Here is a 26,726-nt window from a genome sequence, read left to right on the forward strand (position 1 = left end):
CTCCCGTTCTGCTCGCATGCGCCGTCACTCGTTCGAGTGAGTTGGCGGTGCGCCAACTGCGTCATCGCGCGATCATGCGTCCCCGTGCCCGGACGGCGGCCTATCCTCCTGACGGACGCTCACCGTCGGTACCCCCGGCGCGCTGAGGCAACACGGGCCCGGACGGCGGGGAGGTCGAGATCGCTACCGACAGTGGAGGCGCGACCCTGCCGCAGGGGGCGGCGCGCTACCTGGTGGCCGTCCCGGTGGCGGCGCTGTGCTGCCTGCTGCCGCTGCTGCCGCAGGCCGTGACCCCCGGGGTGCCGCGCTGGCTCGGCCACCCGGTGGACTGGCCCAAGGTCGGACTGCTGGCCTTCCTGCACGGCTGCTGGGAGTCACTCGCCCAGGGACTGCCCACCCCCTGCTCGCTCCTGGTGCGCCGGTTGCTGCGCCGCCCCGCGCCCACCAGGCGCGCCCCCGCCCGGCCCGGGGTGAACGCCTTCTTCCCGGTGCTGTTCGCCGGGGTGCTGATGCTCCCGCCGGCCGCCGCCGCCCTGGTCGCCGCACCCGCCGCGCTGCTCGGCGGCCCGACCGGGCCCGGCTGCCGCCGGCGCCAGCTGTTCAACGGCGCGCAGCTCGCGCTGTGCGCCTTCGCCTCCTCCGTCGCCTTCCACCTGCTGCGCGGCCCGCAGCTGCTGCTCGGCTCCCGCTTCCCGGCCGCGCTCGTGCCGGGCTTCGTCGCCGTCGCCACGTTCTGCCTGGTCAACGGGGTGGTGGTGGGGGTGATGGTGATGCTCAGCGAGGGCCGCGGATCCGGGGTGGTGCTGCGCGGGGCCTGCTCGGTGTGCGGGCTGCCGGTGCTGGTGCACGCGGCCGGCGGGCTGATGGTCTCGGTGCTCTGGCAGGGCCCGTACGGGGCGTTCGCCGCGCTGCTGGCGCTGCTGCCGCTGTCCATCTCCGCCTGGGTGTTCGCCCAGGGCCAGCGCGAGCGGGACGCCCACCAGGCCACCGTGCAGTCGCTGGTGCAGGCCGTGGAGATCAAGGACGCGTACACCCGCGGGCACAGCGAACGAGTCGGCCGGGCCTCTGTGCTGATCGCCACTCAGCTCGGCATGGAGGCCGAGCGACTGCGCACCCTGCGCTTCGCCGGGATCCTGCACGACATCGGCAAGCTGGGGGTGGCCACCGAGCTGCTGCGCAGAAACGGTCCCCTCAGCGAGGGCGAACGCCGGGCCGTGGAGGTCCACCCGGTGTACGGGTACGAGCTGGTGCGCGGGATCGACTTCCTCGGTGAGGCGCACGCCGGGATCCTCCACCACCACGAGCGGATGGACGGGCGCGGCTACCCCAGCGGGCTGGCCGGCGAGCAGATCCCCGAGTTCGCCCGGATCATCTCGGTCGCCGACGCCTTCGACTCGATGACCTCCACCCGCTCCTACCGGCGCGGGCGCCCGGTCACCGAGGCGGTGGCCGAGCTGGAGCGTTGCTCGGGCAGCCAGTTCGACCCGGTGATGGTGCGCGCCCTGATCGACGCGCTGGCCGCGCACGACTGGCAGCCGGTGGTGTACTCCGAGGACTGTGTGCGGGCCGTCCCGGACATCCCGCTCGGGGTGCCCGAGCCGGTGCGGGCCGCGCCCGGCCGGGTGCCCGCCCAGGGCGGGACCGTCCCCGCGGTCGGGCAGCCGTGACGGGCCCCGGTCGGGTCGGCTCCTGTCGTAAGGGGCTCGGCCGTACGGGGTCCGGTCGTAGGGGGATCGGCCGTAAGAGGCTCGGCCGTAAGGGGTCCGGTCGGGCGACGCCCGGCCGTGCGGCCCGCGGACGTACCGCCCGCGCGGTGCACACGGCCGCCGCCGTGCTGCTGGCGCTCGCGCTCGGCGCGGTCGCGCTGCGCGGGGTCGCGGAGCCGGGGGTCGCGCTGGCGTTCGCCGCGCTGATCGCGCTCGGCGAGTGCGTCCGGATCACCCTTCCGGGTGATCGCGAGCAGGCGCCCATCGGCGCGGCCGGCGCGCTGGCGTACGCCCTGCTCGGGCCGCTGCGCGGAGTGCCCACCGCACACGGCACGCTCCAGGTGGTCGCCGTGACCGGGGCCGGCCTGCTGCTGGCCTGGCTGCCCGGCCTCGCCCTGCCGCACCGCCCCGAGCGCCCGCACCGGCGCCCGCCCTGGGCCGACCCGGCCCGCCGGGACGGCGCCGCCCGCCGACTGCTCGCGGTCGGCTTCGCCGCCGCCGTCTTCCAGCCGCTGTACAACGGCGGCCTGGTCGACCGCTTCTCGCCCGAGGGCCCGGCCTACGGGGCGTTCCTGACCACGGTCGCCGCGCTGGCCGCGCTCTGCGACGCCACCCTGGCGGCACTGCTGCGCTGCGACTCGGCGGGCCCCGAGAGCGGGCTGCGGCTCCCGGCGGCGCTGGAGGACGAGCTGCGCTCGCTGTTCGGGATCGGCTCGGCGATCGTCGCCACCGGAATGCTGGTCAGCCTCGCGGCCGGCGAGGTGGGGCTGTGGGCGCTGCCGCTGTTCTGCACCCCGCTGCTGCTCGCCCAGGTGTCCTTCCGGCGGGCCGCCGCGGTGCGGGCCACCACCGGGCAGACCATCGCGAGCCTGGCCCGGGCCACCGAGGTGGCCGGCTACACCCCGCACGGGCACGCGCGCCGGGTCGCGGACACAGCGTGCGCGCTCGGCCGCGAGCTGGGGCTGGGCACCCGGGAGCTCGCCCTGCTGGAGTACGCGGCGCTGATGCACGACGTCGGTCAGCTGTCCCTGGTCGAGCCCGTACCGGACGGCGCCACCGCGCTGCTGCCCTGCGACGAGCAGCAGCGCATCGCCCGCCTCGGCAGCGAGGTGATCAGCCGCACCGGGGTGCCCCGGCAGGTCGCCGAGCAGGTCGCCCGGCTGGCCGATCCCTGCGCAGGGCCGGTCGGCGGCGAGGGCCCGGCGCCGTTGGCGGCCCGGATCATCCGGGTCGCCAACGCCCACGACGACCTGCTGACCACGGCCCGCGGCCGGGGCGTCGGCGAGGCGGTGGGGCGGCTGGAGGCGCTGGAGGTGCTGCGGCTGGGCCGCGGTCGGCTCTACGACGCCCGGGTGGTGGACGCCCTGGTCCGGGTCGGCGGGCAGGCGCGCGGCTGAGCCCGTCCCGTCCGCGACCATCCCGTCCGCGACCGTCCCGTCGGTGGATCGAGGCCCGCTCGGCCTCGGGTCGGGCCCGTGCGTCCAGGGGTTGAGGAGGCGCGCTCCGGCGGGCAGGCTGGGGAGGGGCGGGCCCCAACCTCGGCGGTGGGGAGCGCGGGCGGGGGCGAGCGTGGTTGGATGCGGTCGTAGCGTGGAACACCGACCCGGGGCACCGGGACCCGGACCCCGTCGAGGACGGGACGGGCCCGTCGGTCACGGGACTTGAGCGGACGACGACGGCAGGGACGAACGTGAGGATCTTCCACCGGGCACGGCACCGGCCGTCCGCCACCTGGCGGCAGACGACCGATCGGGCCTTCACGCTGATCGGCGACGGCCGCTACGAGGACGCCGGCGCCCTGCTGGTGATGGCCGCCGACCTGGAGCCCTGGCTGTCCGACTCCTGGTTCAACCTCGCCCTGCTGCACAAGTTCCGCCGGGACTGGGAGCAGGCCCGCTCGGCCGGCCTGCGCGCCGTCGCCCTGCTGGACCGCGAGCACGGCGCCCCCGACTGGTGGAACCTCGGCATCACCGCCACCGCGCTGCAGGACTGGCCGCTGGCCCGCCGCGCCTGGCAGGCGTACGGGCTCAAGCTGCCCGGCGGCCCCGGCGTGGACGGCCCGGTCAGCCTGGACCTCGGCACCACCCCGGTGCGGCTGTCCCCGGAGGGCGAGTCCGAGGTGGTGTGGGGCCGGCGCCTGGACCCGGCCCGGATCGAGGTGCTGTCCATCCCGCTGCCCTCCTCCGGCCGCCGCTGGGGCGAGGTGGTGCTGCACGACGGCGCCCCGCACGGCGAGCGGGTCACCGACGGCGTCGCCTACCCGGTGTTCGACGAGATCGAGCTGTGGGCGCCCTCCCCGGTGCCGACCTACGTGGTGCTGCTGCAGGCCGCCACGTCCGGTGACCGGGACGCCCTGGAGCGGCTGGTCGCCGAGGCCGGCTACGCGGCCGAGGACTGGACCTCCTCGGTGCGGCTGCTGTGCCGGGCCTGTTCGGAGAGCCGGATGGCCTCCGACGACGGCATCGTCGCCCACCACGACCCGCACGACGACGGCGACGCCGCCCACCCCGGCCACCTCAGCCACCTCAGCCAGGGCGGCGCCGCCGGGATGTCCTGGCTGGTCGAGCGCGAGTGCGGGATCGCGGCCCCGGCCCACCTGGTCCGGGTGCTGTTGGACCGCTGGGTCGCGGCCGCCCCCGGAAGCCGGGCTTACCGGGATCTCGAAGAAGTGTGCTGAGTACCCTGGTGAGGTACGCGTAGGACCTATGGAAGCGGAAGACATGGCGGAGCAGCACGACCACGAGCACGAGCACGACGTGGAGGGGGCGGCGCCTGAGGCGCCGGCCAAGGTGATCGGTGAGGAGCCCGACCTCACCAAGGGCACCGCGCGTCCGATCACCGTCGTGGGCAACCCGGTGCTGCACCGCGAGGTCAAGGACGTCACCGCGTTCGACGGTGAACTGTCCGCGCTGATCGACGACATGTTCCAGTCGATGTACGCCGCCGAGGGCGTGGGCCTGGCCGCCAACCAGATCGGCGTCGACCTCAAGGTCTTCGTCTACGACTGCCCGGACGACGAGGGCGTGCGCCACATCGGCCACGTGATCAACCCGCAGCTGGAGGAGTACCCGGCCGACCGCCGCCGGGTGCTCGACGACGGCAACGAGGGCTGCCTGTCCGTCCCGACCGCCTACGCCGAGCTGCCGCGCCCGGACTACGCGGCCGTGACCGGCGTCGACAAGGACGGCACGCCGATCCGCGTCGAGGGCACCGGCTTCTTCGCCCGCTGCCTGCAGCACGAGACCGACCACCTGTACGGCACCCTCTACATCGACAAGCTGTCGAAGCGGGACCGCAAGGACGCCCTGAAGCAGATGGCCGAGGGCGCCGCGAAGTACGCGACGGTACCGAACGAGTAAGGCCTGATGGTCAGTTGGAGGCCGGTGCGGAGCGATCCGCACCGGCCTTCGTGCTGTGGTCCGCGGCGAGGGGGGTCAGTCGGGGAGGAAACTGCGAGGCGTGAACCGGCAGTAATTCCGGTTGATCGTGGGCGTAATGATTCGGGGTTGTGGGATCGGGAACTGACATTCCCCTGCAAAGCCCTGTGTGCTGGTTCTGCAAGCGATTTTTTCGGACATGGTGCGTCGCCTGGTGCCCGAAAAGGCACTGTCGGGCCGGCTCTGTCGCGGCGCTATAAAGATCCACGTACATATCAATGTTGTATTGAAGGGGAGTTTCGCAACCATGAAGCGCGTCACCCGCGCCGGCATAGCCCTGGGCTTCGCCGCCGCCACCGCCGTCCTGTCCGTTGCCCCTGCCCAGGCCGACACCGCGGCCCCGGGTAGCACCACGATGGTGTGCGCCGATACCCCGACGCCGGCCGGGTACGTCGACCTCGGGTGGAGGCCGCCGCCGGGGTGCTGGATGATGTTCCCCGGCGGCGTGCGGGTGATCGAGAAGGTCGACGGCCTCCCGATCGGCACCCAGGTGGACGCCTGTGCCGACAGTCCGATTCCGGCGGGCTGGACCATCGTGAAGAGCTACCTCGACAACAGTGGGCTCGCCTGCTTGACCGTCAACGGGGTCAGCAAGATCACGCTCCAGCGCACCTCCTGACGTCCGAGCGGGCGGCTCGGTGGTTCGCTGAGTTCGCGGCTCGGAGGCCGCAGGGTCGTCCTGCTCGATAGTGCGGACAGGTCCGGCATGCACGGCATGCCGGACCTGTCCGCTTTTTTGTTTCCCTGGAGTTCCGGTTGCGCGCGCTGCCCGGGAAGTCGGCGGGGCCAACTGTCGGTAGGGGTCCCTAGGGTGACCGGCAAGATCGTCGGTAGGTGGTGCCGGGGGCGGGTGGAGCGAGCTTGCGGGGGTGTGTGGCGTGGTGCGTTGGTGGAGCAGGAAGCCGGGGGAGGAGCGGGCGCGGTGGGTGCTCGATCCGCTGGTGGGGGTCGGGCCGCTGCGGTTCGGGATGAGCCCGGATGAGGTGAAGGCGGCGCTGGACGGGGCCATCGCCTATGTGTCGCAGGGGGTGGAGGGCGAGCTGTCCTGGCAGCGGTACGACGGTTCCGAAGTGACCGCGATCTACGGGGAGGGGCAGCGGCTGGTCGCGGTGGCGGTCGACGCGCTGGACGGCCCGCTGGTGCGGCTGGGGGAGGTCGAGCTGATCGCCCGGGTGCCGTCCGAGCTGCGGGCGGACCTCGTCGAACTCGCCCGTCGGGAGGGGGCCTCGATGCGGGTGAACTGGAGCGGCGATCCGGAGGTGGCGGCCTGGGGGCTGTCGATGGGCGCCAGGAAGGAATGGGCGCTGTCGGCCGAGGGGTACGCGGAGCGGACGGACCGGATGGTCACCGACGCGCTGTTCGTCGGCCCGGCGCCGGCCGAAGACCTGTACGGGAGCGAGCCGGTCAAGCGGTGGCGCCGCGTCCAGGAGTGGGACGCGAACCCCGGGGAGTGGCCGGTGAGGGCGGACGGGGACCGGCCGCGCTGGGGCTGCGCGCCGCTGGAGAGCGTCGGTCCGCTGCGGTTCGGGATGAGCCCGTCGCAGGTGGCGGCCGCGCTGGACGGTGAGGCGCCGACCGCGCGCCGAGGGCGGTACGCCGCGAAGTGGCACGGGGCCGGACCGTGGTCCCTGGCGGAGGACCGCTTCGACCGGGCCGGGGTGACGGCCCACTACTGGCGGCCGGAGGGTGTCCCCACGCTGGGGGCCGTGACCGTGCACGGGCGCACCGGGCCCCTGGTCGAGTTCGATGGCATCGAGCTGATCGGCAGGCCGGTCACCGAGGTCGACGCGGCCGTCGTCCGGTACATCGAGGACCATGACCTGAGCCTGCGCCTCACCTGCGCCGGGGATCAGGGGCCGGACGGGACCAACCTGTTCGTCCGGGCCGACCGGGCCGGGGACACCGTGGTCAGCGGGGCCCGCTTCTGCGCCCCGGACTGGGAGGACCACGGCTGACGTGGCGCGCAGGAAGTCGGCCCCGCCGACTTCCTGTGCACCGGGCCCCGGGGGGATGTGGCTGTCCCGCCCGGCGTGGACGCCGGGCGGGAGCGGTGGAGTTCAGGGGTGGACGGTGGTGATGGTGATGGGGTGGGCGGTCCAGTCGGTCATCTCGCCGACGTAGAGGGTGGTGCTCCAGCTGCCGCCCCGGTCGAGGCAGCGGGCGACGCCCTCGCCACCGGCGGGGCCGATGCAGATGCGGATGAAGTCGCGGTGGGCCTCGCGGATGGGGAGCGTGCGGACGCGCTCCCAGAGGACGGGCAGCGCGTGGTCGAGGCTGGGGAAGTCGGCGGCCGGCATGATGCCGGTGATCTCGGCCCGGACGGCGCTCACGCGGCGGCCGCCTCGGGGGTGACGTGGCACCAGATGAACTTGCCGATGCCGCCCTCGCGGGGGGAGCAGCCCCAGCTCTGCGCCAACTTCTGGACGAGGAACAGGCCTCGACCGGTCTCGGACGAGGTGGGGGCGGGCCGGAGTGTGGGCTTCTCGCTGTCGGCGTCGTGCACCTCGATGCGGAGGGTGCTGTTCGGGGAGAGCTGGAAGCGGACGAAGATCAGACGCCCGCGCGGGGCGCGGGCGTGCTGGACGGCGTTGGTGACGAGCTCGCTGACGAGCAACTCGCCGATGGGGAGGAGGAGTTCGCCGGAGGGGCGGGGGAGGAGGAACTCGCGGAGCTCGTGGCGGGCGGCTCGGGGGGACTTGTGGTGCCGGGGGAGCCAACAGGTCTGCTCAGGCATGGCAGGGCCACCTCTGGAGTGTGCAGGTGAGAGCGGCTGAAGAGGGCATGGGAATGCCCGGTCGATGAGCCCGCCATGATCACAGCGTGTCGAGTAGCGGACTACGTTGAGTAGCATGCTCCTGGGGACTTCTAGAGTGCAAGTCCCTACTTTAGAAGTGATCAAAGATTGTTGTCGGTGCCAGGGGGAGGCAGACTGACAGCTCACAGAAGTGGGGAGGTCGCGACGGTGCCGGTGAACAAGAACCCGACAGTTCGGCAGCGGCGGCTGGCCCGAACGCTCAAGGAGCTACGGGCAGGTGCCGATCTGACGATCGCCCAGTCGGCTCGGCAGCTGGCCTGCGCAGAGAGCAAGATCAGTCGAATCGAGGCCGCTCAGTCGGGCATTCGACTGGTGGATCTCCGGCTGCTGCTCGATCTGTACGGAGTGACGGATCCGGAGACGCGGAGTCGACTGGAGGCCTTGTCGCGCGAAGGTCGTCTGCGCGGATGGTGGGATCGCTACTCGGACACGCTGTCGCCGCTCTATGCCGACTTCATCGCACTGGAATCCGATGCATCGGACATGTACAGCATCCAGACGTTCCTGGTGCCGGGGCTGCTGCAGACTGAGGACTACACGCGTGCGGTGGTCCGCGCTCAGATAGAGGATGCAACCCCGGAGCAGGTCGAGCGGCTCACGAAGGTCCGGCAGGAGCGGCGTGCAGTGCTCATGAGGGAGGCGCCGCTTCGCATGTGGGTCGTCCTTTCCGAATCCGTGTTGAAGCACCGGATTGGCGGCCAGGTGGTCATGCGGGAACAACTCGACTTCTTGGTGGCGAGTGCCGAACAGCCGAACATCAACATCCAGGTCTTGCCAGAGGAATCTGATGTTCACGCTGCGCTCTTCGGCCCCGTTGCGATCCTGAGCTTCCCCGAGGCGACCGAAACAGACGTGGTGTACGTCGACAGCCTCCTCAGCACGCTCTACATCGAGGAGCCGGAGGAAGTGTTCAAGTACACCAACCTGTTCCGCCGTGCCCTGGCGGAGTCACTGCCGCGTACCGAATCGGTCGCACTCATCGAGCGTGCAAAGGACAAGGTCTAGAAATGGTGCGTAAGTTCCTGTCGTCTGCTTCCGTTGTCGGACTTAAGTGGCGCAAGTCCTCGTACTCGGGCGCGCAGAGCGATTGTGTTGAGGTCGCTGAGGTCGTTCCAGCCGCAGCTGGACTTGACTGGCGTAAGAGCAGCTTCAGCGGCCAGGGCGGTGATTGTGTCGAGGTGGCCGGCGGTGTGACCGGTGTCGTACCAGTACGCGACTCCAAGGACCCGGACGGGCCTGCCCTGCTCTTCCCGGCTGATGCTTGGTCTTCGTTCGTCGCGGGGGTCAAGGGCGGCGAGTTTCCGACCGACTGAGACAACAGAGGTGCCCCGCACGGGCTGTGGCCGTGCGGGGCACCATCCAGCGTTCTCCTCCTGGCCGCAGGGGCGCGCGTCTCGGGTGGGCACGCGCCTCCGGGTATGCATCTGCGCCGTCTACCGCCGAGCAGCGGTGCCGCGCGAGGATTCGCAACCGGACGTGTTCCGCACGCGAAGGGAGCGACGTATGGGTGAGCACAAGAAGCCGCCGCCGGATCCGGGGCAGGGGACCCCGCCGCCGGGCAATGCCGACGGGCAGGTGCCGCCTCCGCCGCCGAGCGACGGAAAGTATAAGAAGTGACCGATGACCTGGTGGGCCGCCGGGCGCAGTTGGCGGCGGTGATGGAGCGATGCCGGGCGTGGCCGGCCGATTCGCCGTGGCTGCGTGAAGCCATGGCTGTGCTGCCTCGCGACGCGTTCGCGCCGGATCGGCTCTGGCATTGGGACGGCCACCGCTACGTCCCGCTCGACCGGGCGACCGATCCGGCCGGGTGGGCGGACGAGCTGTACGCCGGTCCGGACGCGGCGGCGGTCACCCAGGTCACCGACGGACTTCCGTCCTCCAGCCTCTCGGCACCGGCCGTGGTGGCGGACATGCTGGACAGCCTGAGGCTGGAGCCCGGCCACACGGTGTGGGACATCGGCACTGGCCAGGGGTGGAGCTGTGCGCTTGCCGCGTGGCGCGCCGGTCCCGGCTTGGTCGTCTCCACGGAGATCGATGAAGACCTCGTGGCGTTCGCCCGCCGACGGCTCGGCGCCGCCGGGGTTGATGCCGAAACGCTCGTGGGCAACGGCACCAGCAGTGTGCCGCCCGGCGGCCCGTTCGACCGGATCCACGCGACCTACGCCGTCGAGACCGTTCCGTACGAGTGGATCAAGGCCGCCAGGCCCGGCGGTCGGATCGTCTATCCCTGGGGACGGCTTGGCCACGTGGCGCTCACAGTGGCCCCCGACGGTTGCAGGGCGAGCGGTTGGGTGCAGGGCCTCGGACAGTTCATGGCTGACCGGTCCGGCCCAGTCTGGGCACCGACCGGTTACGCGAAAGTGCGCGGCAACGGTGATCCCGAGGCTGAGGAAGTCGTTGAACGCGACCTCGCTCCGCTGGCCGGCGACTGGGATCTGCGGTTCGCACTGCGCGTCGCTGTTTCGGACGCCATAGTGATCACCGGCCGGGACGAGGACGGCGTCAACGCTTGGATCCACGACGGCAACGCGTCGTGGGCGGCGCTGTCCGCGCGTGGCGACGGCAGCACCGTGCTGCATCAAGGCGGCCCGCAGCGCATCGGCGACGAGCTGCTGACCGCCTGGTCGCAGTGGGAGGCTCACGGCCACCCGACGCCGTACGACTACGGGATCACCGTCACGCCGGAGAAGCAGTGGGTGTGGCTGCGCGATGAGGACGGGCCGAGCTGGCCCATCGGAGAAGCGGGGGAGCGCCGAGCGGCGCTCCCCCGCTGAACCCTGCTTCTTAGAAGTCGTCGTCGAAGGAGACCGAGCCCTCGACGGCGACCTGGTACGCCGACACCCGACGCTCGAAGAAGTTGGTCAGCTCCTGGACGTTCTGGAGCTCCATGAAGCCGAACGGGTTCGCCGACCCGTACCGGATCGGCAGGCCCAGGCGGGCCAGGCGCTGGTCGGCCACAGCCTGGAGGTACTCGCGCATGGAGGCGGTGTTCATGCCGGGCAGGCCGTCACCGCACAGGTCCTGGGCGAACTGGAGCTCGGCCTCGACGGCCTCCTCCAGCATCTCCGTCACCTGCTTGGCCATCTCGTCGTCGAAGAGGTCGGGCTCCTCCTCGCGGACGGTGTCCACCACGGAGAACGCGAAGTCCATGTGCATGGACTCGTCGCGGAACACCCAGTTGGTGCCAGTGGCCAGGCCGTGCAGCAGACCGCGCGACCGGAACCAGTACACGTACGCGAACGCGCCGTAGAAGAACAGGCCCTCGACGCACGCCGCGAAGCAGATCAGGTTCAGGAGGAACGCGCGGCGGTCCTCCTTGGTCTGCAGCGAGTCGATGTGGTCGACCGCGTTCATGTACTTGAAGCAGAACTTCGCCTTCTGGGCGATGGAGGGGATGTTCTCCACCGCGGCGAAGGCCGCCGCGCGGTCCTCCGGGTCCGGGAGGTAGGTGTCCAGCAGCGTCAGGTAGAACTGCACATGGACGGCCTCCTCGAACAGCTGGCGCGACAGGTACAGGCGCGCCTCCGGGGAGTTGATGTGCTTGTAGAGGCTCAGCACGACGTTGTTCGCGACGATCGAGTCACCGGTCGCGAAGAAGGCGACCAGCCGGCCGATCATGTGCCGCTCGCCCTCGCTCAGCTTGGCGAGGTCGGCGACGTCGGAGTGCAGGTCCACCTCCTCGACGGTCCAGGTGTTCTTGATCGCGTCGCGGTACCGGTCGTAGAACGACGGGTAGCGCATCGGGCGCAGGGTCAGCTCGAACCCGGGGTCGAGCAGCATCTTCTCGCGGTCGTCGGACATTACTGGCAGGCCTCGCAGGACTCGGGGTTCTCCAGGGAGCAGGCGATGGCGGCTTCCTGCTCCGGGGTGAGGGTCGGGGTGCCCACAGGGATCGTGTTGGCGGGCACCGGCGCGGCGGCGCGGGCGGTGCCGGAGGCGGCCTGGGCGATCCGGGTGGCGGGGCGCGAGCGCAGGTAGTAGGTGGTCTTCAGACCGACCTTCCACGCGTAGGCGTACATCGAGCTGAGCTTGCCGATGGTCGGCGCCGCCATGAACAGGTTCAGCGACTGGCTCTGGTCCAGGTACGGCATGCGCGCCGCGGCCAGGTCGATCAGCGCGCGCTGCGGCAGCTCCCACGCCGTGCGGTACAGCGAACGCACCTCGGCGGGCAGCCAGTTGAACTCCTGGACGGAGCCGTTGGCGTCGCGCAGCGCGTCGCGGGTCTGCTGGTCCCAGACGCCGAGCTCCTTGAGCTCGCGCACCAGGTACGGGTTGACCTGGAGGAACTCGCCGGAGAGGGTCTCGCGCTTGAACAGGTTGGACACCTGCGGCTCGATGCACTCGTACACGCCGGCGATCGACGCGATGGTCGCGGTCGGGGCGATCGCGAGCAGCAGCGAGTTGCGCAGGCCGGTCTCGGCGATCCGGGCGCGCAGCGCGGTCCAGCGGTCGGCCCACTGCGGGGCGGCGCTCGGGAAGTGGTCGATGTGCAGCTCGCCGCGGGCGGCGCGGGTCTCGCCGTACGCCTCGTGGCGGCCCAGCTGCTCGGCCAGGTCGGCGGAGCGCTCGTAGGCGGTGAGCATGATGCGCTCGGCGATCAGCGTCGACAGCTGCTTCGCCTCGGCCGAGTCGAAGTCGATCCGCAGCTTGAAGAAGACGTCCTGCAGGCCCATCACGCCGAGGCCGACCGGGCGCCAGCGGGAGTTGGAGGTGCCGGCCTCGGTGGTCGGGTAGAAGTTGATGTCCACCACGCGGTCGAGGAAGGTGACGGCGGTGCGCACGGTGGCGTCCAGCCGCTCCCAGTCCATCGCACCGAGCAGGTCCTCGACCGAGGCACCGGCGGCCACGTGCGCGCCGAGGTTGACCGAGCCGAGGTTGCAGACGGCGGTCTCGGAGTCGTCCGTGACCTCCAGGATCTCGGTGCACAGGTTGGAGGAGTGCACCGTGCGGCCCGGCAGCGCGGTCTGGTTGGCGGCGCGGTTGGAGGCGTCCTTGAAGGTCATCCAGCCGTTGCCGGTCTGCGCCAGGGTGCGCATCATGCGGGCGTACAGGGTCTGCGCCGGGATGGTGCGCACGGCCTTGCCGGCCAGCTCGGCCTTGCGGTACGCCTCGTCGAAGTCGGCCCCCCACAGGTCGACCAGCTCGGGCACGTCGGCGGGGGAGAACAGCGACCAGTCGGCGTTGGCGTTGACCCGGCGCATGAACTCGTCCGGGATCCAGTGCGCCAGGTTGAGGTTGTGGGTGCGGCGCGCCTCCTCACCGGTGTTGTCGCGCAGCTCCAGGAACTCCTCGATGTCGGCGTGCCAGGTCTCCAGGTAGACGCAGGCCGCGCCCTTGCGGCGGCCGCCCTGGTTGACCGCGGCGACCGAGGAGTCGAGGGTGCGCAGGAACGGGACGATGCCGTTGGACTTGCCGTTGGTGCCGCGGATCAGGCTGCCGCGGGAGCGGATGCGCGAGTAGGACAGGCCGATGCCGCCGGCGTGCTTGGACAGCCGGGCGATCTGCGCGTAGCGGTTGTAGATCGAGTCCAGGTTGTCCAGCGGGGAGTCGAGCAGGTAGCAGCTCGACATCTGCGGGTGCCGGGTGCCGGAGTTGAAGAGCGTCGGCGAGGAGGTCAGGTACTCCAGGCGGCTCATCAGGCCGTACAGCTCGGCCACCTCGCGCACCGACTGCTCGGAGTCGCCGACCGCCAGGCCGCAGGCGACGCGGAGCAGGAAGTGCTGCGGGGTCTCGATCACCTTGCGGGTGATCGGGTGGCGCAGCAGGTAGCGGGACTGCACGGTGCGCAGGCCGAAGTACTCGAAGCGGTCGTCGCCGGAGGCGTCGATCAGCGCGTCCAGGGCGGCGGCGTGCTTGGCGACGAAGGCCGCGGTGGTGTCGCCGATCAGGCCCTCGGCGTGGCCGACGGCGATCGAGGCGGAGAAGGAGACCGAGCCCTGGCTGTTCGCCTCGTCGACGATCTCCAGGGCGAGCAGGCGGGCCGCCAGCTTCGAGTACTGGGGGTCCTCGGCGATCATCGACGCGGCGGCGTCCACGGCCAGCCCGCGCAGCTCGGCGAAGTCCGAGCCGGCGTGGCGGCCGCGCAGCGCGGCGGCGGCGACATGGCCGGGATCCACCTCGGTGAGGTCGACGCTGCGGTCGGTGAGAAGCCGCAGCAGCGCTCCGCCGGGGTCGGAGACCGTCGGGTCGGTGAAGGCGGAACCGGTTCCCTGGGCGGGCAGGGTGGCTGAGGCAGCGGTGGTCAAGGCGCTCTCTCCTGGCGGCGATCGGCGGCGGTGATCGGGTGGCACCGGACCGATCTGGGCAGGGGAGCACGGCGCGAACGCAAACGGCGCCGCGCGACGGTGTCTCCCCGGCCCGCCCGCGAGGCCCGGAGGTGTACTGCTGGTGCTGGTGCGGCCTCTGCGGGAGGGCCGTGGGCACGCCGTCGGCAGGTACTCGGACTCGCGGACATGGCTGCTGGAGCCGCCCGCACACCGCTGCGGGGCAGTCCCGGACTCCCACCGGGTTCCCCTGCATCGACAGCAGGGACGAGCATACATCTAGTGTCGGGAATCCGATGCAGCCCCACATGTAGTGTCGCGCCGCACAAATGTTCGAGCTGGTGTGCGATAAACTGCTCAGGCCGGGGGGTGCCATTCCTGCCCTGTGCGGGTGTCGCACGGGCGCATCCGCACCTGCAGCGCGCCGCCCGTGGCGGCCCCCGGAGCCGTCCCCGAAGGGGCCCCCGGGCTCGCCGGGTTTTCGACGCAGCGCCCGGTGTCCTGGTTCGCGAGCTGTCCCGTTGGGGTCACCCGCCAGCGCTGGTCGGGCCGGGAGGTGCAGGCAGTGAGGACCGGGAAGCCGATGGCGGGGTCCTCGACGCAGCGTCCGGACTGGCCGATCGAGCCGTCGTCCGCCATCGTCCAGGTCTGGGCAGCGGAGCCGTCACAGGTGCCCGCGCCGACCGCGGCCGGGTCGCCGCTCACCCGGCTGTCCAGGCACAGGCCCGGCAGGGCCGAGGTGATCGCGCCGCTGGGCTGGCCGGCGGCCGCCTGGAACGAGAACGAGTCGCTGCCGAGCCCGGCGCCGCCGTCCCATATCTCGAACCCGGCCTGGACGGCGCACAGGTAGGAACCGGCCGGGACGTAGCCGCGCTGGACGGCGTCGCGGGTGAAGGCCCGCAGGTCCAGGTCGGTGACGGAGGACGTGCTGGTGGCCATCTCGTAGGTGATCAGCGTGTGGCTGCTGGTCTTCGGCGCCTGGTACACGCGGTAGGAGGTGCCGCCGGCTTTGAGCTCGCCGGCCTCGTCGCCGAACGGGGACTTGCCGTTGCCGCGCAGCCAGATCATCAGCTCGGCGCTCTCGGTGAACGAGCAGCTGGTGCGGCTGTTGCTGTACCAGATGTCGTACGAGGCGTTGTAGACGCCGGAGTCGATCTGGGTGGTGTGCCAACTGCTGGTCGCGTAACGCAGGTTGCTGACGGGGATGGGCAGCGGTCCGGTGCCGGGCTGGAACTGGGTGCTGATGTGCGGGTAGGCGCCGGGGCCGCGGTCGGGGTCGGTCAGGCTGGCAGGGCCGATGCCGCTGCGGGTGACCTTGAAGCCGGTGGCGTCGTCGGTGCCGCTGATGCACAGGCCGCCGGTGGCGTTCCACTCGTTGGGATTGATCAGGTAGTGGCCGGAGTCGACGGCCTGCGAGGGGTATCGGTTCTGCGCGGTGGAGCAGATCTCGCCGGCGGTGGCGGCGGGCAGCGGGGTGACCACCGGGGCGGCCTTGGCGGGCCTGGCGGGTTCCCGGTGGTCCCGGGGGAGCAGCAGGGCGCACAGGACCAGCACGATGACGACGGTCGGTGCGAGCGCCCACCACGGGCGCCGGCCGGGGCGCCCGGTTGCGGGCACGGCGGGGTTGGTCATGGGGTTCTCGCCTCCCAGCTGCTGCGTGGTCGTACGGTCCGTCGGCCGGGCCTGGGGCGCGCTCACCCGGCTGGGGTGGAGCTCGACCGCGGCCGGGTGGCGGTGGCGGTCGGCTTCCGGGCCGGGACGCTGGGCCTGGCGCTGGCCGACGGGGAGGCCGACGGCGACGGGTCGGGCGCCGGGGCGGGCGCCGGGGGAGGCGGCGGTGCGACGGTCAGGGCCGGCACGGAGAGGACGGTCCACGGCGTGTTGTAGCGGGGCGCGGAGACCGCGGCGGCGTACGCCTGGGAGGCCGCGTCGGACGCGGCGACCCGCCAGTCGACCTCCTTGCGCGCCTCGTACCAGATCACGCCGATGATGTCCGGGTGCTGGGGGAGCTCCGAGAACATCTCGGTGATCCACTGCGCCTTGAGCCCGGAGGTGTCGGTGGCCCCGGTCTCGGTGATCACCACGGGCTTCTGGGTGAAGTCCCGGAGCTCCTTGATGGTCGGCTGGAAGATCTGGTCGAAGGACTTGTACTTCTCGACGCCGGTGGTGCCGTAGTAGCCGGACAGGCCGATCCAGTCGACGTAGTCGTCGCCCGGGTACAGCGTGTTGAGACTGGTGGCGTTCTCGTAGTCGACGTTGGGGCTCCACACCCAGGTGACCTTGGTCGCGCCGACCTGCTTGAAGATGTCGTGGACGTGCTTCCAGGCCTGGACGTACTGGCCCTTCTTGTTCCCGTTGGCCTGCTCGGCCCACGGGTACCAGTAGCCGTTCATCTCGTGGGCGAAGCGCAGCGCGACCGGGTAGCCGAGGCCGTTGATGCCCTCGGCCCAGGTCTTGATGTAGTCGTCGAACTTCCCGTCAATGATGTTGGAGAGGGTGTACTCGGGCTGCTCGCCGCGGAGCTTGTCCTCCTTCGCCTCCTTGCGGTAGTCCCAGGGCTCCCAGGCGACCATCGGCATGATGCCGCGCTGGGCGACGGTGTCGAAGATCCGGCGGTCGAACGTCCGGTCCCACCAGCCGACCGAGAACTCCAGCACGTTTGGCTGGTGCTTGACGGCGGAGGTGAAGTCGTCGAGCGGTGAGAGGTCGTACGGGCCGGTCTTGGTCATGATGCCGGTGAACGCCTCGCCGGCCGGCGGGAACTGCGGCGGCGGGGGCGGCGTCGGGGACGGGGCCGCCGTGGCGCCGGGGGCGGCCGTCGCGGGGGCGGCGGTCGGGGAGGCGGCCAGGGCGCTGGTGAGCCAGCTCGGCATGGCGGTGGGGGCGGCGCCGGCGAAGCCGTACGGGGCCTGGTCGTGGTTGTGGGAGAGTCGGGGCGCGAGCACGAAGGTGTACCCGACCATCAGGGCCAGGGCGACCAGGGCGGCGATCCGGGGGACGGTGACCCGCAGCATCAGCGGACCTCCTGCTCGCGGCGGCCGCCGGCCCGGGCGGGCTCCAGCAGTTCCTCGAACTCCTCGGCGGGCTCGGGCTCTTCGGCGCGCGCCGGCTCGCTGTGTCCGGACTCGCCGTGCACGGACTCGGCGCGCTGCGTCGACAGCGGCCGGGCCGCGGGCGCCTCGACGGCTTCGGCGCTCCTGTGCGCCTCGGCGGCGCGCCGGGCGCGAGCCTCGCGGCGGCCGCTGACGAAGGAGATGACGACCGGTGCGATCCCGGTGAACAGGCTGACGAACGCCCAGAACCGCAGGATCCAGATGTCGTGGTGGAGCGTGAAGCTCGCCCCGAGCAGCCCGCCCGCGACCGCCGCCCACAGCAGGTGCAGCCGGAACGTCGACAGCGACTCGGCGCTGCGCAGGTCGCCCTTGGCGGTGACGGCGTACGCGAGCGGCCGGCGCAGCAGCGCGGCCAGCGCCGCGACGACGTACACCGGGCCGGCGAACAGGGCCAGGCCCATGCCGGCCATGCCGATCTCGCGCCGCTCGTGCGCGGCCAGGTTGAACCGGCGCAGCCACAGCCACAGCACGAACCAACTGCCCATGCTGGCGCCCCACAGGGCCATCCAGTGGGTGCTGTTGAGGTGGATGGAGGTGACGCCGAGGGCCAGGTAGACGGAGGTGGCGAGGCTGCCGAGGACGGTGTTGACCGCCACGCTCGGGTAGTAGAACTGGACGAGCCCGTACAGCACGCGCTGGCGCAGCCGCAGCTTGAGGCCGGAGCGCAGGCGGCTCTTGAGCAGGATCTCCCAGATGCCGTACGCCCAGCGCTTCTGCTGGTTGAAGTAGTCGGTCCAGGAGGTCGGCCCCTCGCCGACGGCGAGGACGTCGGGGGTGTAGACGCCCTTCCAGCGGTGGCCGGTCTCCGGGTTGACGGTAGCCTGGATCCGCATGCTGGTCAGATGGTCCTCGATGATCGAGTCCTGGTAGCCGCCGATCTGCTGCCAAGCGGTGGGACGGTACAGGTGGTTGGTGCCGATCAGCAGCGGCGCGTCCATGCCGTTGCCGCCGCGCTCGACGAGGCCGGAGAAGAGGTACTGCTGCACGGAGGCGCCGTGGGCGACCCAGTTGTCGTACATGTTGCCGTACACCTGCGGGGCGACGACGAACGCGACGTCGGGGTCGCGGAAGTAGCCGAGGGTGCGTTCCAGGAAGCAGGGCAGCGGGACGTGGTCCGGGTCCATCTGGGCCACCACGTCGTAGCCGTGCTCGTGCTCGGCGCGCCAGGAGTTGTGGTTGCCGGACTTGGTCTTGGCCCGGAACTCGCCCTCGGCCTGGTTGTACTCGGGGCGCCCCTTGCGGCTGAAGTGGTGGACGCCGAGGCGGGCGGCCATCTTCTTGACCCGGTCGTCGTCGCCCTCGTCGAGGATCCAGACGTCGACCTGGCCGTCGTACTCGATCCGCAGCATCGCTTCGAGGGTGCGCTCGACGATCTCGATCGGCTCCTTGGAGGGCACGATCGTGGTGAGCACGGCGACCTTGAGGCCGGGCGGCGGGGTGACCGGGAGGGGGTCCTTGGCGCGGAAGGCGAAGACCCAGACGGCGAGGTTCTGGACCAGGCGGATCACTTCGACCGTGATGACGGCGCAGAAGCAGATGCGCGCCAGGTTGATCCGCCAGTCTGGAGACCAGCCCACGCCGGAGCCGGGGATGTGCTCGGGCAGCAGCAGCCAGCCGACGAAGACGAGGCCGGCGAGCGCGTTGGCCGTGACCAGGACGGTCATGACGAACTTGACGCCGCGGGAGGAGACCGAGCGGTAGCGGACGGTGGCGCCGTCCTCGCCCGGGGTCAGCGGGCCGGTGGTGTCGGCGCAGGCGACGTAGGCGCGCTGGGCGGCGCTGTTGCGCAGGTCCCGCCGGACGAGCCGCCGTTCGTGCCGGGCCCGGGGGAGTATGCGTCCGTGGCGCCCTCGTCCCCGGCCGGTCCGGTTCGCCGCGTGTTCGTTGGTGGAGTCCACCGGTATTCCCCCATACAACCGCTCCGTCGCACCGGAGCCGCTGGTTTCCTGCTCTGTCGCCGCCCGTCGGCCGTGGTCACCCGCCCGTCGCTGGACGTTTCGGCGGTGCCGACGCTCTTACATGGGCATGGTCGGATTGTCGTTCAAGCGGTCAGCATACGGGCAGCGTTCGGCCGGTCAGAGCCGGGGTGGGCGGGGCCTGCGGCCCGCAACGTCCGCAGGCCCCGCCGGAGAGCGGGGCCTGCGGGGCCGATCAGCCTGTCACGGCGTGATTTTGACGGAGTTCGCGATCTGGTCCATGACCGTCAGCGGCGGCGCCTCCGACGCCTGGTCCAGGCAGATCTGCAGCACCGGCACGGTGGTCGCGCCGGCCGCCGGGGTGACCTCCAGGACGCCGCAGTAGCTGTCCGGGGTCGAGGAGCCGCTCGACATCGGCACGTGCCACAGGGCGAGGTAGCCGTCCATGTTCTGGATCTTGACGGCCGACTGCTTCACCGGCTCCGGCGGGGTGGGCGCGTCCGAGCCGAAGCGGGCGTTGTAGAGGAGCTGGCCCATGCCGAGCACGAGGGACTTGGGGTCGGACCAACCGCCGTTGAACACACGCAGGTTCTGGACGATCAGGCCGCGGGTGCAGGCCCCGTTGCCGTGGCCGACGCAGGCGTACGGGTTGACCGCGTACCGGATGTCGTTCGGGTTCTTGGCGTCGGTCTGGACCTGCCAGTCCTGCGGCACCATGAAGTTCATCTTGCCGTCCTGGCCGGTGACCTGGCGCCCGCCCGCGAGCGTCTGGCCGCCGGTCAGCGAGGTGCCCATGAAGCCGTTCGGGCTCTTGGGGTCGCCCGCGGCCGTCGGGGAGGCGCTCGCCGTCGGCGACTTCGAGTCGCCGGTCTTGTGGCCGACGACGTAGCCGGCGCCGGCCATCACGAGGGACAGCACCACGGCGCCGACGGCCAGGAGGACCCGCTTCTTGCCGCGGTTCGGCTCGACGGTCTCGAAGACCACCGAGGTCGGGATCGGCTGCGGCGCCGACGCGGCGGGCCAGGGGCCCGGCACCGGGTTCGGCTGCTGCACGGGCTGCTGGAGCGGCTGCTGAGCCGGCGTGGGCTGGGCGGCCGGTCCGGGCTGCGGGACCGACGTGGCGGTCTGGGTCGGCAGGGACGACATGGTCGGGGTGGGCGGCGCGGGCGCCGGGCCCGGCGCCGCCGGGGTGCCTCCGGGCTTGGCCTGGGTTCTGTCGGTCCAGGTGGAACCGTCCCACCAGCGCCGCGTGTTGGGCTGGCCGGAAGGGTCGTCATACCAGCCGCTAGGCGCACTCCCCGTCGTCATGCGGCGGATCCTAGCAGCGTCCCTATCAGATGGTCATTTCAAGTCACAGGCCTTTGGACGCCGGCCGCTTCCGCCCGTGACCGGGTGCCCGGTGGGACTCCGAGGCGCGATCGGGACGCCGTCAGAACGCCATCGTGTAGACCATCAGGTCCATCCCCGGGTACGGCGCCCAGTCGCGCGCCGGGGTGCGCACGAAGCCGATGCGCTCGTAGACGCGGTGGGCGGCGGTCATCTCGGGGCGGGTGGAGAAGGCCATGCCGGCCAGGCCGAGTTCGCGGCTGCGGCCGATGGTGGCGCGCACCAGGGCCTCGCCGACGCCGCGGCCGCGGGAGGCGGTGGCGGTGGCGAGCATCCGGATCTCGCCCTCCCGGGGGGTGGCTATGTCGGCCCACTCGGTGCCGCCGACGGCGAAGGTCACGCAGCCGAGGACCCGTTCGTCGGCCGTGTCGACGGCGACCAGGAGTTCGGCCTCGCGGGAGCGGCGTCCGGCGTCCCGCAGCAGGTCGACGTAACCGCTCGTGGGCTTGGTGTAGCCGTCGCCGACGAAGGCCTCGACGGTGATCCGGCCGGCCTCTTCGAGGTCGCGCGGGAGGGCCTGGCGGATGAGGAAGTCCATCGGGCAAGTGTGCCGGAGCCGTGCGGGGTTCTGATGTCGGGGGTGGAGCGGACCGGGAGGGTGGCCGGGTCGGCGGAGGGGCGCAGCGAGGCGGCGGGCATGGTGCCGTACAGCCGGTCGGGGCGGTCGGGGTCGGCGGGGTAGCCGCCCGGACGGTGGTAGTTGTCGCGGCCGGAGGCGGGGCCGCGGGAGAGTTCGCGGCCGATCAGGGTGCCGAGCAGGCCGAAGCCGCCGACGGCGCCGACCAGGCCGAGTGCGCTTGCGAGGGTGCCGGGTTCCATGGGCACCACTGTGGCCGGGCGGCGCGGGTGCCCACGAGTGGCAGGAATGACCATTTGCCTCGAAATCCTGCCACCCCGGCCCTTCCCCGCATCCGGTCGGCCGGGGCATGCTGGTCGGCATGCTGAGGAACGTGGTCGCGGTGGTGCTGGAGGAGATCCACCCCTTCGAACTGGGCGTGGCCTGCGAGGTCTTCGGCCTGGACCGCACCGCGGACGGCCTGCCCGGGTACGACTTCGCGCTGGCCGGAGCCCGTCCGGGCCCGCACGCGACCCACTCGGGCTTCGCGGTGGACGTCCCGTACGGCCCGGAGCGGCTGGCCGCGGCGGACCTGGCGGTGGTGACGGCCTCGGGGATCCGCGAGCGGTACCCGGAGCCGCTGCTGGAGGCGCTGCGCGCGGTGGTGGCGAACGGCGGCCGGGTGCTGTCCATCTGCAGCGGCGCCTTCGTGCTGGGCGCCGCCGGGCTGCTGGACGGCCGCCGCTCGACCACCCACTGGCGGCACAGCGAGGAACTGGCCGAGCGCTTCCCGAGGACGGTGGTCGAGCCGGACGTGCTGTACGTGGACGACGACCCGGTGGTCACCTCGGCGGGGACGGCGGCCGGTATCGACGCCTGTCTGCACCTGGTGCGCAAGGTGCAGGGCGCGGAGGTGGCCCGGGCGATCGCCCGCCGGATGGTGGTGGCGCCGCACCGGGAGGGCGGGCAGGCCCAGTTCGTGAACCGTCCGCTGCCGCAGGGGGACGGCGACTCGCTGGCGCCGCTGCTCGACTGGATGCGCCACCACCTGGACGAGGAGGCCACCGTCGAGCAGCTGGCCGTTCGGGCGCACATGTCGCCGCGCACCTTCGCCCGGCGCTTCCAGCAGGAGACCGGCACCACCCCGCACCGCTGGCTGACCGGGCAGCGGGTGCTGCTGGCGCAGCGGCTGCTGGAGTCGACCACCGAGTCGGTGGACGTGATCGCCGCGCGCTGCGGCTTCGGCAACGCGGCCGCGCTGCGCCACCACTTCGGGCGCCGGCTGGGCACCACGCCGTTGGCCTACCGGCGCTGCTTCGCCGACAGCTGCTGATCCCGCCCGGTCGTCAGTCGGTGTCGGCGGCCAGGTGGTCGACGGTGTTCCAGCGGTCCGGCCGCAGCCGCCCCTCCTGGGCCCGCCAGAGGCTGGTGGAGCAGTTGTGCACGGGCCCGAGCGCGGTGAGCTGCTGCTCGGTCAGCCGGTCCAGCGCGTAGCGCAGCATCAGCACCGTGCAGTCGTGGGCGACCAGCAGGACGGGCCGTCCGGCCTCCTCCTCGCAGACGTCCCGCAGCAGGCTGCGCACCCGCAGCGCGACGTCGGCCCAGGACTCGCCGCCGGGCGGGCGGTAGTACAGCTCGCCCATCTTGCGCCGCCGGGCCGCCTCCTCGGGGTGCTTGGTCTCGATGGCGGCCTTCGGCAGCATCTCCAGGACGCCGAGTTCGCGGTCACGCAGCCGCTCGTCGTAGCGGACGGCCAGGGTGACGGGGACGGCGCCGAGCCCGGCGGCCTGGGCGAGGGCGATCCGGGCGGTCTCGGCGGTGCGCGTGTACGGCGAGCACCAGACGCTGCGCGGGCGGTCGGCGCTGGGCAGGGCGGCCCACCAGCGGCCGAGCGCCTGGGCCTGCCGCTGGCCTTGCAGCGACAGCGGGATGTCGGCGTCGCGGCAGCTGATCGGGACGCTGAGCGCGCCGGCGGCCTCGGCCAGCTGGAACTCGACGTTGGCGGTGGACTCGCCGTGCCGGGTGGCGATCAGCACGGACGGCAGCCGGGTGGCCGACGCCGGGCGGTGGGCGGCGACGTGGTGGTGCGGGCTCTGGGTGGACTGGTGCTGGCCGTTGAGGGTGGTGCCGAGTTCTGCCATGCCGCGAGCTCCCCGTGGGTCGATCAGGTTCCGGCCGGTTGCCGGTCCGGTCTGGTGGTGCCCGGCGTGCACGCCTGTTCATACATATGATCGCGCCGCCTTCTCCAGTGTTGACGGAGAAGGCGGCGCGGTCACAGGGCGCGCGCAGCGGCAATCAGTGCGCCGCTACGGGCTCCGGCGCGTTCTCCAGCTCGTCGTCGCCGGCCTCGGCGCTGTAGTCGGACGGCTTGGTCTCGTCCGGGCCGTCGGGCGCCTTGACCGCGCGCAGGACCAGGGTGAGCACCACCGCGACGATCAGGTTGAGCGCGAAGGCGGTCAGGCCGATGTAGCCGATCTCGCCGATACCGGGGATCTTGTCCGCGTTGCCGCCGAAGTGCTTGGTGGCCGGGCTGGCGATCCCGTACGCCTTCCAGGTGCCGTAGACCATGCCGGCCGCCCAGCCGGCGAACAGGGCCCAGTGGTGGAACCAGCGGGTGAACAGGCCGCCGACGATGGCCACGAAGGTCTGCAGGATCCACAGGCCGCCCAGCAGCTGGAGGTTGATCGCGGCCTGCTTGTCCATGCCGAGCACGAAGACCAGCGCGCCGACCTTGACCAGCAGCGAGACCAGCTTGGCGATGCGGGTCTCGTCGGCCGGGGTGGCGGCGGGCTTGAGCCAGTCCTTGTAGACGTTGCGGGTGAACAGGTTGGCCGCGGCGATGGACATGATGGCGGCCGGCACCAGCGCGCCGATGCCGATCGCGGCGAAGGCCACGCCGGTGAACCAGTCCGGGAAGATGTTCGCGAACAGCTGCGGCACCGAGAGCTGGGAGTTGTAGCCCTTGACGCCGCTGCCGACGCCCGCCGCGATCGCCATGAAGCCCAGCAGCGCCAGCAGGCCGAGCATCAGCGAGTACGCGGGCATGATCGCCATGTTGCGGCGCACGGTGTTGCGGGACTTGGAGGCCAGCACGCCGGTCACCGAGTGCGGGTACATGAACAGCGCCATCGCCGAGCCGAGGCCCAGCGTCGCGTACGTCCACTGCTTGTTGTCCGGGACGGTCAGCGAGCCGGCCTTGGTCTGCTTGAAGTGGTCCGCGGCCGCGCTGAAGATGTGCCCGTAGCCGCCGAGGCGGATCGGGATGTAGATCACCGCGACGATGATCACGATGTAGACCAGGGCGTCCTTGACGAAGGCGATCAGCGCCGGGGCGCGCAGGCCGGAGGAGTAGGTGTAGGCGGCCAGTACGCCGAAGGCGATGAACAGCGGCAGGTCCTTGACGAACCAGTTGGCGTTCTCGCCGCCGCCGACGCCGAGCACGTCCAGCACCGCCTGGATACCGACCAGTTGGAGGGCGATGTACGGCATGGTGGCCAGGATCCCGGTCAGCGCGACGACCAGGGACAGCGGCCGCGAGCCGTACCGGCCGCGGACGAAGTCGGCCGGGGTGACGTAGCCGTGCACCCGGGAGACCGACCAGAGCCGGGGCAGGAAGAGGAAGACCAGCGGGTAGGCGATGATCGTGTACGGCACCGCGAAGAAGCCCGCCGCGCCGGTCGCGTACACCGCCGCCGGGACGGCCACGAAGGTGTACGCGGTGTAGAGGTCGCCGCCGAGCAGGAACCAGGTCACCCAGGTCCCGAAGCTGCGCCCGCCCAGGCCCCACTCGTCCAGGTGGGCCGCGTCGTCCGCGCGGCGCCAGCGCGAGGCGAGGAAGCCCATCACGGTGACCAGGGCGAAGAACAGTACGAAGATCACGAGGGCCGGGACGTTGACGTCCTTCATCGGGCACCGCCCTGGCGGGCCGCCGCGCGGGCCTTCTCGTCCCGGGTGATCAGCAGGTAGGCGGCGACGGTGAAGACCGCCGACACCGGCACCCAGAGCAGCTGGTACCAGTAGAAGAAGGGCACCCCGGCCACCGCCGGGTCGGTCTTGTCGTACGAGGACACCCAGAGCATCGCGACGATCGGCACGAGCAGGGCGAGCCCGGCCAGCACCCGTTCGGGGGTCACGGCCGGGACGGGCCGCCCGGCTGGCTCGGGCATGACAGGATCGGTGGGGGCTTGTTCAGACGGCATCATCGGCTCCGCTCCGGAGGGTTCTCGCCGTCGGCGCCGCAGCCCCGGGAGCCGACGCGCGCCCCCGCGGGCCCGCCGAGCAGCACCATCGGTGATCGGCAGTCAGTACGGCTGCGCAATCTAGAGCATGAGGTGATCCATGTCACCGGAATGGCGGAACTTTCCGCCATCCGGACACAGCTATTCGCCCACTCACCTCCGGGGCGCTCGGACCCGGTGCCGACGGTCGGCGGGCACTGCGCCACCTCCTTCGTCGGCGGCTTGGCCCTTCTCCCTTTCGGCACCGGCGCGCCCCTTCGGCTCGGGGCGGTGATTCGCCCGCTCGCCTCCGGGCCGAAGCGCCGGAACGGCGCGGGCACCGGCGCGCGGGTCGCGTGCGCCGGTGCCCGTGATGCGAAGGGGGCCCGAAGAGCGAAGTGCGCCCAGGTCGGACGACTGCTCCGTACGGCTACTCCGGCCGCTTCAGCCGGGTGATGAACTTGTAGCGGTCGCCGCGGTAGATCGAGCGGACCCACTCCACCGGAGCGCCCTCGGCGTCGAAGGAGTGCCGGGAGAGCTGGAGCATCGGCAGGCCGAGGTCGGAGCCGAGCAGCCCGGCCTCGCGCGGGTTGGCCAGGGTGGTCTCGATGGTCTCCTCGGCCTCCGCCACGGTGACCCCGTACACCTCGCGCAGCGCCGCGTACAGCGAGGTGTGCTTGCCGAGGTTCTTGCGCAGGGCGGGGAAACGCTTGGCGGACAGGTGGGCGACCTCGATGGCCATCGGGTCGCCGTTGGCCAGCCGCAGCCGCTCGATCCGCAGCACCCGGCCGCCGGGCTTGATGTCGAGCAGCGGGGCGAGCCGGTCGTCGGCGGTGATGTAGCCGATCTCGATCAGCCGGGAGGTGGGCTCCAGGCCCTGGGCGCGCATGTCCTCGGTGTAGGAGGTCAGTTGCAGGGCCTGGGCGACCTTGGGCTTGGCCACGAAGGTGCCCTTGCCCTGGATGCGCTCCAGCCGGCCCTCGACCACCAGTTCCTGCAGGGCCTGGCGCACGGTGGTGCGCGAGGTGTCGAACTGGGCGGCGAGCGCCCGTTCGGGCGGGACCGGGGTGCCCGCGGGCTGGGTCTCGGTCAGCTGGAGGAGGTGGCGCTTGAGGCCGTAGTACTTGGGGACGCGCGCGGTCGGGTCGGCGCCGGCCTGCGTCGGGAGGTTCTTCACCTCGGGGTCGTCGGCCTGGGCGGAGGTTCCCCCGTCGCTGCTCATCGGACCTGTTCTCCCGCTTCTCGCGGGGCCCTTTACAGCCCCGCCACATCGTTAACGGGTCACATCGTTGCATGTATGGCTACGGAACGAATACC

23 protein-coding genes and 1 riboswitch are annotated in these 26,726 nt (G+C 71.7%); of the genes, 10 read left to right on the forward strand and 13 right to left on the reverse strand.

Annotated features, from left to right (window positions below):
• Nucleotides 1-233 precede the first annotated feature (233 nt).
• The 6 genes from ACGF12_RS03610 (at nucleotide 234) to ACGF12_RS03635 (ending at nucleotide 7,098) form a co-directional block, all read left to right on the forward strand.
• The gene (locus tag ACGF12_RS03610) at nucleotides 234-1,667 is read left to right on the forward strand and encodes an HD-GYP domain-containing protein (protein ID WP_393024939.1); all 1,434 of its coding nucleotides are present in this window, start codon (nucleotides 234-236) and stop codon (nucleotides 1,665-1,667) included.
• 146 nt (nucleotides 1,668-1,813) lie between these two features.
• Nucleotides 1,814-3,103 (forward strand): HD-GYP domain-containing protein, encoded by a 1,290-nt coding sequence (locus tag ACGF12_RS03615; RefSeq protein ID WP_393024941.1) that lies wholly within the window; start codon nucleotides 1,814-1,816, stop codon nucleotides 3,101-3,103.
• 293 nt (nucleotides 3,104-3,396) lie between these two features.
• On the forward strand, nucleotides 3,397-4,383 hold the full coding sequence (locus ACGF12_RS03620; protein ID WP_393024942.1) for a tetratricopeptide repeat protein: 987 nt from the start codon (nucleotides 3,397-3,399) through the stop codon (nucleotides 4,381-4,383).
• Nucleotides 4,384-4,411: 28 nt separating this feature from the next.
• Entirely contained in the window at nucleotides 4,412-5,065 is a 654-nt protein-coding gene (gene def / locus ACGF12_RS03625; RefSeq protein WP_393024945.1) for a peptide deformylase, read from the forward strand.
• A 187-nt stretch (nucleotides 5,066-5,252) separates the two neighbouring features.
• Nucleotides 5,253-5,762, forward strand: a complete 510-nt coding sequence (locus ACGF12_RS03630) for a hypothetical protein (protein WP_393024947.1) — start codon at nucleotides 5,253-5,255, stop codon at nucleotides 5,760-5,762.
• Nucleotides 5,763-6,069: 307 nt separating this feature from the next.
• Nucleotides 6,070-7,098, forward strand: coding sequence for a hypothetical protein (locus tag ACGF12_RS03635; protein ID WP_393024950.1), 1,029 nt, complete (start codon nucleotides 6,070-6,072; stop codon nucleotides 7,096-7,098).
• Nucleotides 7,099-7,200: 102 nt separating this feature from the next.
• Here the strand turns inward: ACGF12_RS03635 and ACGF12_RS03640 are convergent, their stop codons facing one another.
• Complete coding sequence (locus ACGF12_RS03640) at nucleotides 7,201-7,473, reverse strand: hypothetical protein (protein WP_393024953.1); 273 nt, start codon at nucleotides 7,471-7,473, stop codon at nucleotides 7,201-7,203.
• The gene (locus ACGF12_RS03645; protein ID WP_393024956.1) at nucleotides 7,470-7,877 is read right to left on the reverse strand and encodes an ATP-binding protein; all 408 of its coding nucleotides are present in this window, start codon (nucleotides 7,875-7,877) and stop codon (nucleotides 7,470-7,472) included. Before ACGF12_RS03645 ends, ACGF12_RS03640 begins: the two co-directional genes overlap by 4 nt.
• Nucleotides 7,878-8,105: 228 nt before the next feature.
• Between ACGF12_RS03645 and ACGF12_RS03650 the strand changes: the two genes are divergently transcribed.
• From ACGF12_RS03650 to ACGF12_RS03660, 3 genes are all read left to right on the forward strand, one after another.
• The gene (locus ACGF12_RS03650) at nucleotides 8,106-8,963 is read left to right on the forward strand and encodes a helix-turn-helix domain-containing protein (protein ID WP_393024959.1); all 858 of its coding nucleotides are present in this window, start codon (nucleotides 8,106-8,108) and stop codon (nucleotides 8,961-8,963) included.
• A gap of 2 nt (nucleotides 8,964-8,965) precedes the next feature.
• Nucleotides 8,966-9,271, forward strand: coding sequence for a DUF397 domain-containing protein (locus ACGF12_RS03655; RefSeq protein WP_393024962.1), 306 nt, complete (start codon nucleotides 8,966-8,968; stop codon nucleotides 9,269-9,271).
• 300 nt (nucleotides 9,272-9,571) lie between these two features.
• Nucleotides 9,572-10,732: a protein-L-isoaspartate O-methyltransferase gene (locus ACGF12_RS03660; protein WP_393024966.1), complete on the forward strand. Its 1,161-nt coding sequence runs from the start codon at nucleotides 9,572-9,574 to the stop codon at nucleotides 10,730-10,732.
• 10 nt (nucleotides 10,733-10,742) lie between these two features.
• Here ACGF12_RS03660 and ACGF12_RS03665 read toward each other — a convergent pair whose 3' ends face one another.
• The 7 genes from ACGF12_RS03665 to ACGF12_RS03695 form a co-directional block, all read right to left on the reverse strand.
• Nucleotides 10,743-11,759: a ribonucleotide-diphosphate reductase subunit beta gene (locus ACGF12_RS03665; protein ID WP_387628968.1), complete on the reverse strand. Its 1,017-nt coding sequence runs from the start codon at nucleotides 11,757-11,759 to the stop codon at nucleotides 10,743-10,745.
• Nucleotides 11,759-14,179 (reverse strand): ribonucleoside-diphosphate reductase subunit alpha, encoded by a 2,421-nt coding sequence (locus ACGF12_RS03670; RefSeq protein WP_393025199.1) that lies wholly within the window; start codon nucleotides 14,177-14,179, stop codon nucleotides 11,759-11,761. Before ACGF12_RS03670 ends, ACGF12_RS03665 begins: the two co-directional genes overlap by 1 nt.
• 190 nt (nucleotides 14,180-14,369) lie before the next feature.
• Nucleotides 14,370-14,513, reverse strand: a riboswitch (cobalamin riboswitch).
• Nucleotides 14,514-14,578: 65 nt separating this feature from the next.
• Complete coding sequence (locus ACGF12_RS03675) at nucleotides 14,579-15,853, reverse strand: ricin-type beta-trefoil lectin domain protein (protein ID WP_393024969.1); 1,275 nt, start codon at nucleotides 15,851-15,853, stop codon at nucleotides 14,579-14,581.
• 62 nt (nucleotides 15,854-15,915) lie between these two features.
• Nucleotides 15,916-17,235: a glycoside hydrolase family 26 protein gene (locus ACGF12_RS03680; RefSeq protein ID WP_393024972.1), complete on the reverse strand. Its 1,320-nt coding sequence runs from the start codon at nucleotides 17,233-17,235 to the stop codon at nucleotides 15,916-15,918.
• Complete coding sequence (locus ACGF12_RS03685) at nucleotides 17,235-19,232, reverse strand: glycosyltransferase family 2 protein (protein ID WP_393024975.1); 1,998 nt, start codon at nucleotides 19,230-19,232, stop codon at nucleotides 17,235-17,237. The genes ACGF12_RS03680 and ACGF12_RS03685 overlap by 1 nt, the downstream gene beginning before the upstream one ends.
• 261 nt (nucleotides 19,233-19,493) lie before the next feature.
• Entirely contained in the window at nucleotides 19,494-20,558 is a 1,065-nt protein-coding gene (locus tag ACGF12_RS03690) for a DUF2510 domain-containing protein (protein ID WP_393024977.1), read from the reverse strand.
• Between the two features lie 121 nt (nucleotides 20,559-20,679).
• Nucleotides 20,680-21,174, reverse strand: a complete 495-nt coding sequence (locus tag ACGF12_RS03695; RefSeq protein ID WP_393024980.1) for a GNAT family N-acetyltransferase — start codon at nucleotides 21,172-21,174, stop codon at nucleotides 20,680-20,682.
• Nucleotides 21,175-21,574: 400 nt separating this feature from the next.
• Here ACGF12_RS03695 and ACGF12_RS03700 point away from each other — a divergent pair, with 400 nt between their 5' ends.
• Nucleotides 21,575-22,525 carry a helix-turn-helix domain-containing protein gene (locus ACGF12_RS03700; protein ID WP_393024982.1) on the forward strand — a complete coding sequence of 317 codons (951 nt, stop codon included), beginning with the start codon at nucleotides 21,575-21,577 and terminating at the stop codon, nucleotides 22,523-22,525.
• A 13-nt stretch (nucleotides 22,526-22,538) separates the two neighbouring features.
• Here the strand turns inward: ACGF12_RS03700 and ACGF12_RS03705 are convergent, their stop codons facing one another.
• The 4 genes from ACGF12_RS03705 to ACGF12_RS03720 form a co-directional block, all read right to left on the reverse strand.
• Nucleotides 22,539-23,333, reverse strand: coding sequence for a histidine phosphatase family protein (locus ACGF12_RS03705; protein ID WP_393024985.1), 795 nt, complete (start codon nucleotides 23,331-23,333; stop codon nucleotides 22,539-22,541).
• A gap of 154 nt (nucleotides 23,334-23,487) precedes the next feature.
• A complete protein-coding gene (gene mctP, locus ACGF12_RS03710) occupies nucleotides 23,488-25,098 on the reverse strand; it encodes a monocarboxylate uptake permease MctP (protein ID WP_393024988.1) in 1,611 nt (536 codons plus the stop codon).
• Nucleotides 25,095-25,358 carry a DUF3311 domain-containing protein gene (locus tag ACGF12_RS03715; protein WP_393024991.1) on the reverse strand — a complete coding sequence of 88 codons (264 nt, stop codon included), beginning with the start codon at nucleotides 25,356-25,358 and terminating at the stop codon, nucleotides 25,095-25,097. Before ACGF12_RS03715 ends, mctP begins: the two co-directional genes overlap by 4 nt.
• Nucleotides 25,359-25,839: 481 nt before the next feature.
• On the reverse strand, nucleotides 25,840-26,631 hold the full coding sequence (locus ACGF12_RS03720) for a GntR family transcriptional regulator (RefSeq protein WP_393024994.1): 792 nt from the start codon (nucleotides 26,629-26,631) through the stop codon (nucleotides 25,840-25,842).
• Nucleotides 26,632-26,726 lie beyond the last annotated feature (95 nt).

It is taken from the genome of Kitasatospora sp. NPDC048296, assembly GCF_043201815.1.
GTDB lineage: Bacteria > Actinomycetota > Actinomycetes > Streptomycetales > Streptomycetaceae > Kitasatospora.

Excerpts from the sequence above, each read along its gene's own strand:
- def (WP_393024945.1), top strand. The coding sequence starts at position 4,412 with ATGGAAGCGGAAGACATGGCGGAGCAGCACGACCACGAGCACGAGCAC.
- ACGF12_RS03695 (WP_393024980.1), bottom strand. The coding sequence starts at position 21,174 with ATGGACTTCCTCATCCGCCAGGCCCTCCCGCGCGACCTCGAAGAGGCC.
- ACGF12_RS03655 (WP_393024962.1), top strand. The coding sequence starts at position 8,966 with ATGGTGCGTAAGTTCCTGTCGTCTGCTTCCGTTGTCGGACTTAAGTGG.
- ACGF12_RS03665 (WP_387628968.1), bottom strand. The coding sequence starts at position 11,759 with ATGTCCGACGACCGCGAGAAGATGCTGCTCGACCCCGGGTTCGAGCTG.
- ACGF12_RS03675 (WP_393024969.1), bottom strand. The coding sequence starts at position 15,853 with ATGACCAACCCCGCCGTGCCCGCAACCGGGCGCCCCGGCCGGCGCCCG.
- ACGF12_RS03720 (WP_393024994.1), bottom strand. The coding sequence starts at position 26,631 with ATGAGCAGCGACGGGGGAACCTCCGCCCAGGCCGACGACCCCGAGGTG.
- ACGF12_RS03715 (WP_393024991.1), bottom strand. The coding sequence starts at position 25,358 with ATGCCCGAGCCAGCCGGGCGGCCCGTCCCGGCCGTGACCCCCGAACGG.
- ACGF12_RS03645 (WP_393024956.1), bottom strand. The coding sequence starts at position 7,877 with ATGCCTGAGCAGACCTGTTGGCTCCCCCGGCACCACAAGTCCCCCCGA.
- ACGF12_RS03680 (WP_393024972.1), bottom strand. The coding sequence starts at position 17,235 with ATGCTGCGGGTCACCGTCCCCCGGATCGCCGCCCTGGTCGCCCTGGCC.
- mctP (WP_393024988.1), bottom strand. The coding sequence starts at position 25,098 with ATGAAGGACGTCAACGTCCCGGCCCTCGTGATCTTCGTACTGTTCTTC.
- ACGF12_RS03690 (WP_393024977.1), bottom strand. The coding sequence starts at position 20,558 with ATGACGACGGGGAGTGCGCCTAGCGGCTGGTATGACGACCCTTCCGGC.
- ACGF12_RS03700 (WP_393024982.1), top strand. The coding sequence starts at position 21,575 with ATGCTGAGGAACGTGGTCGCGGTGGTGCTGGAGGAGATCCACCCCTTC.
- ACGF12_RS03705 (WP_393024985.1), bottom strand. The coding sequence starts at position 23,333 with ATGGCAGAACTCGGCACCACCCTCAACGGCCAGCACCAGTCCACCCAG.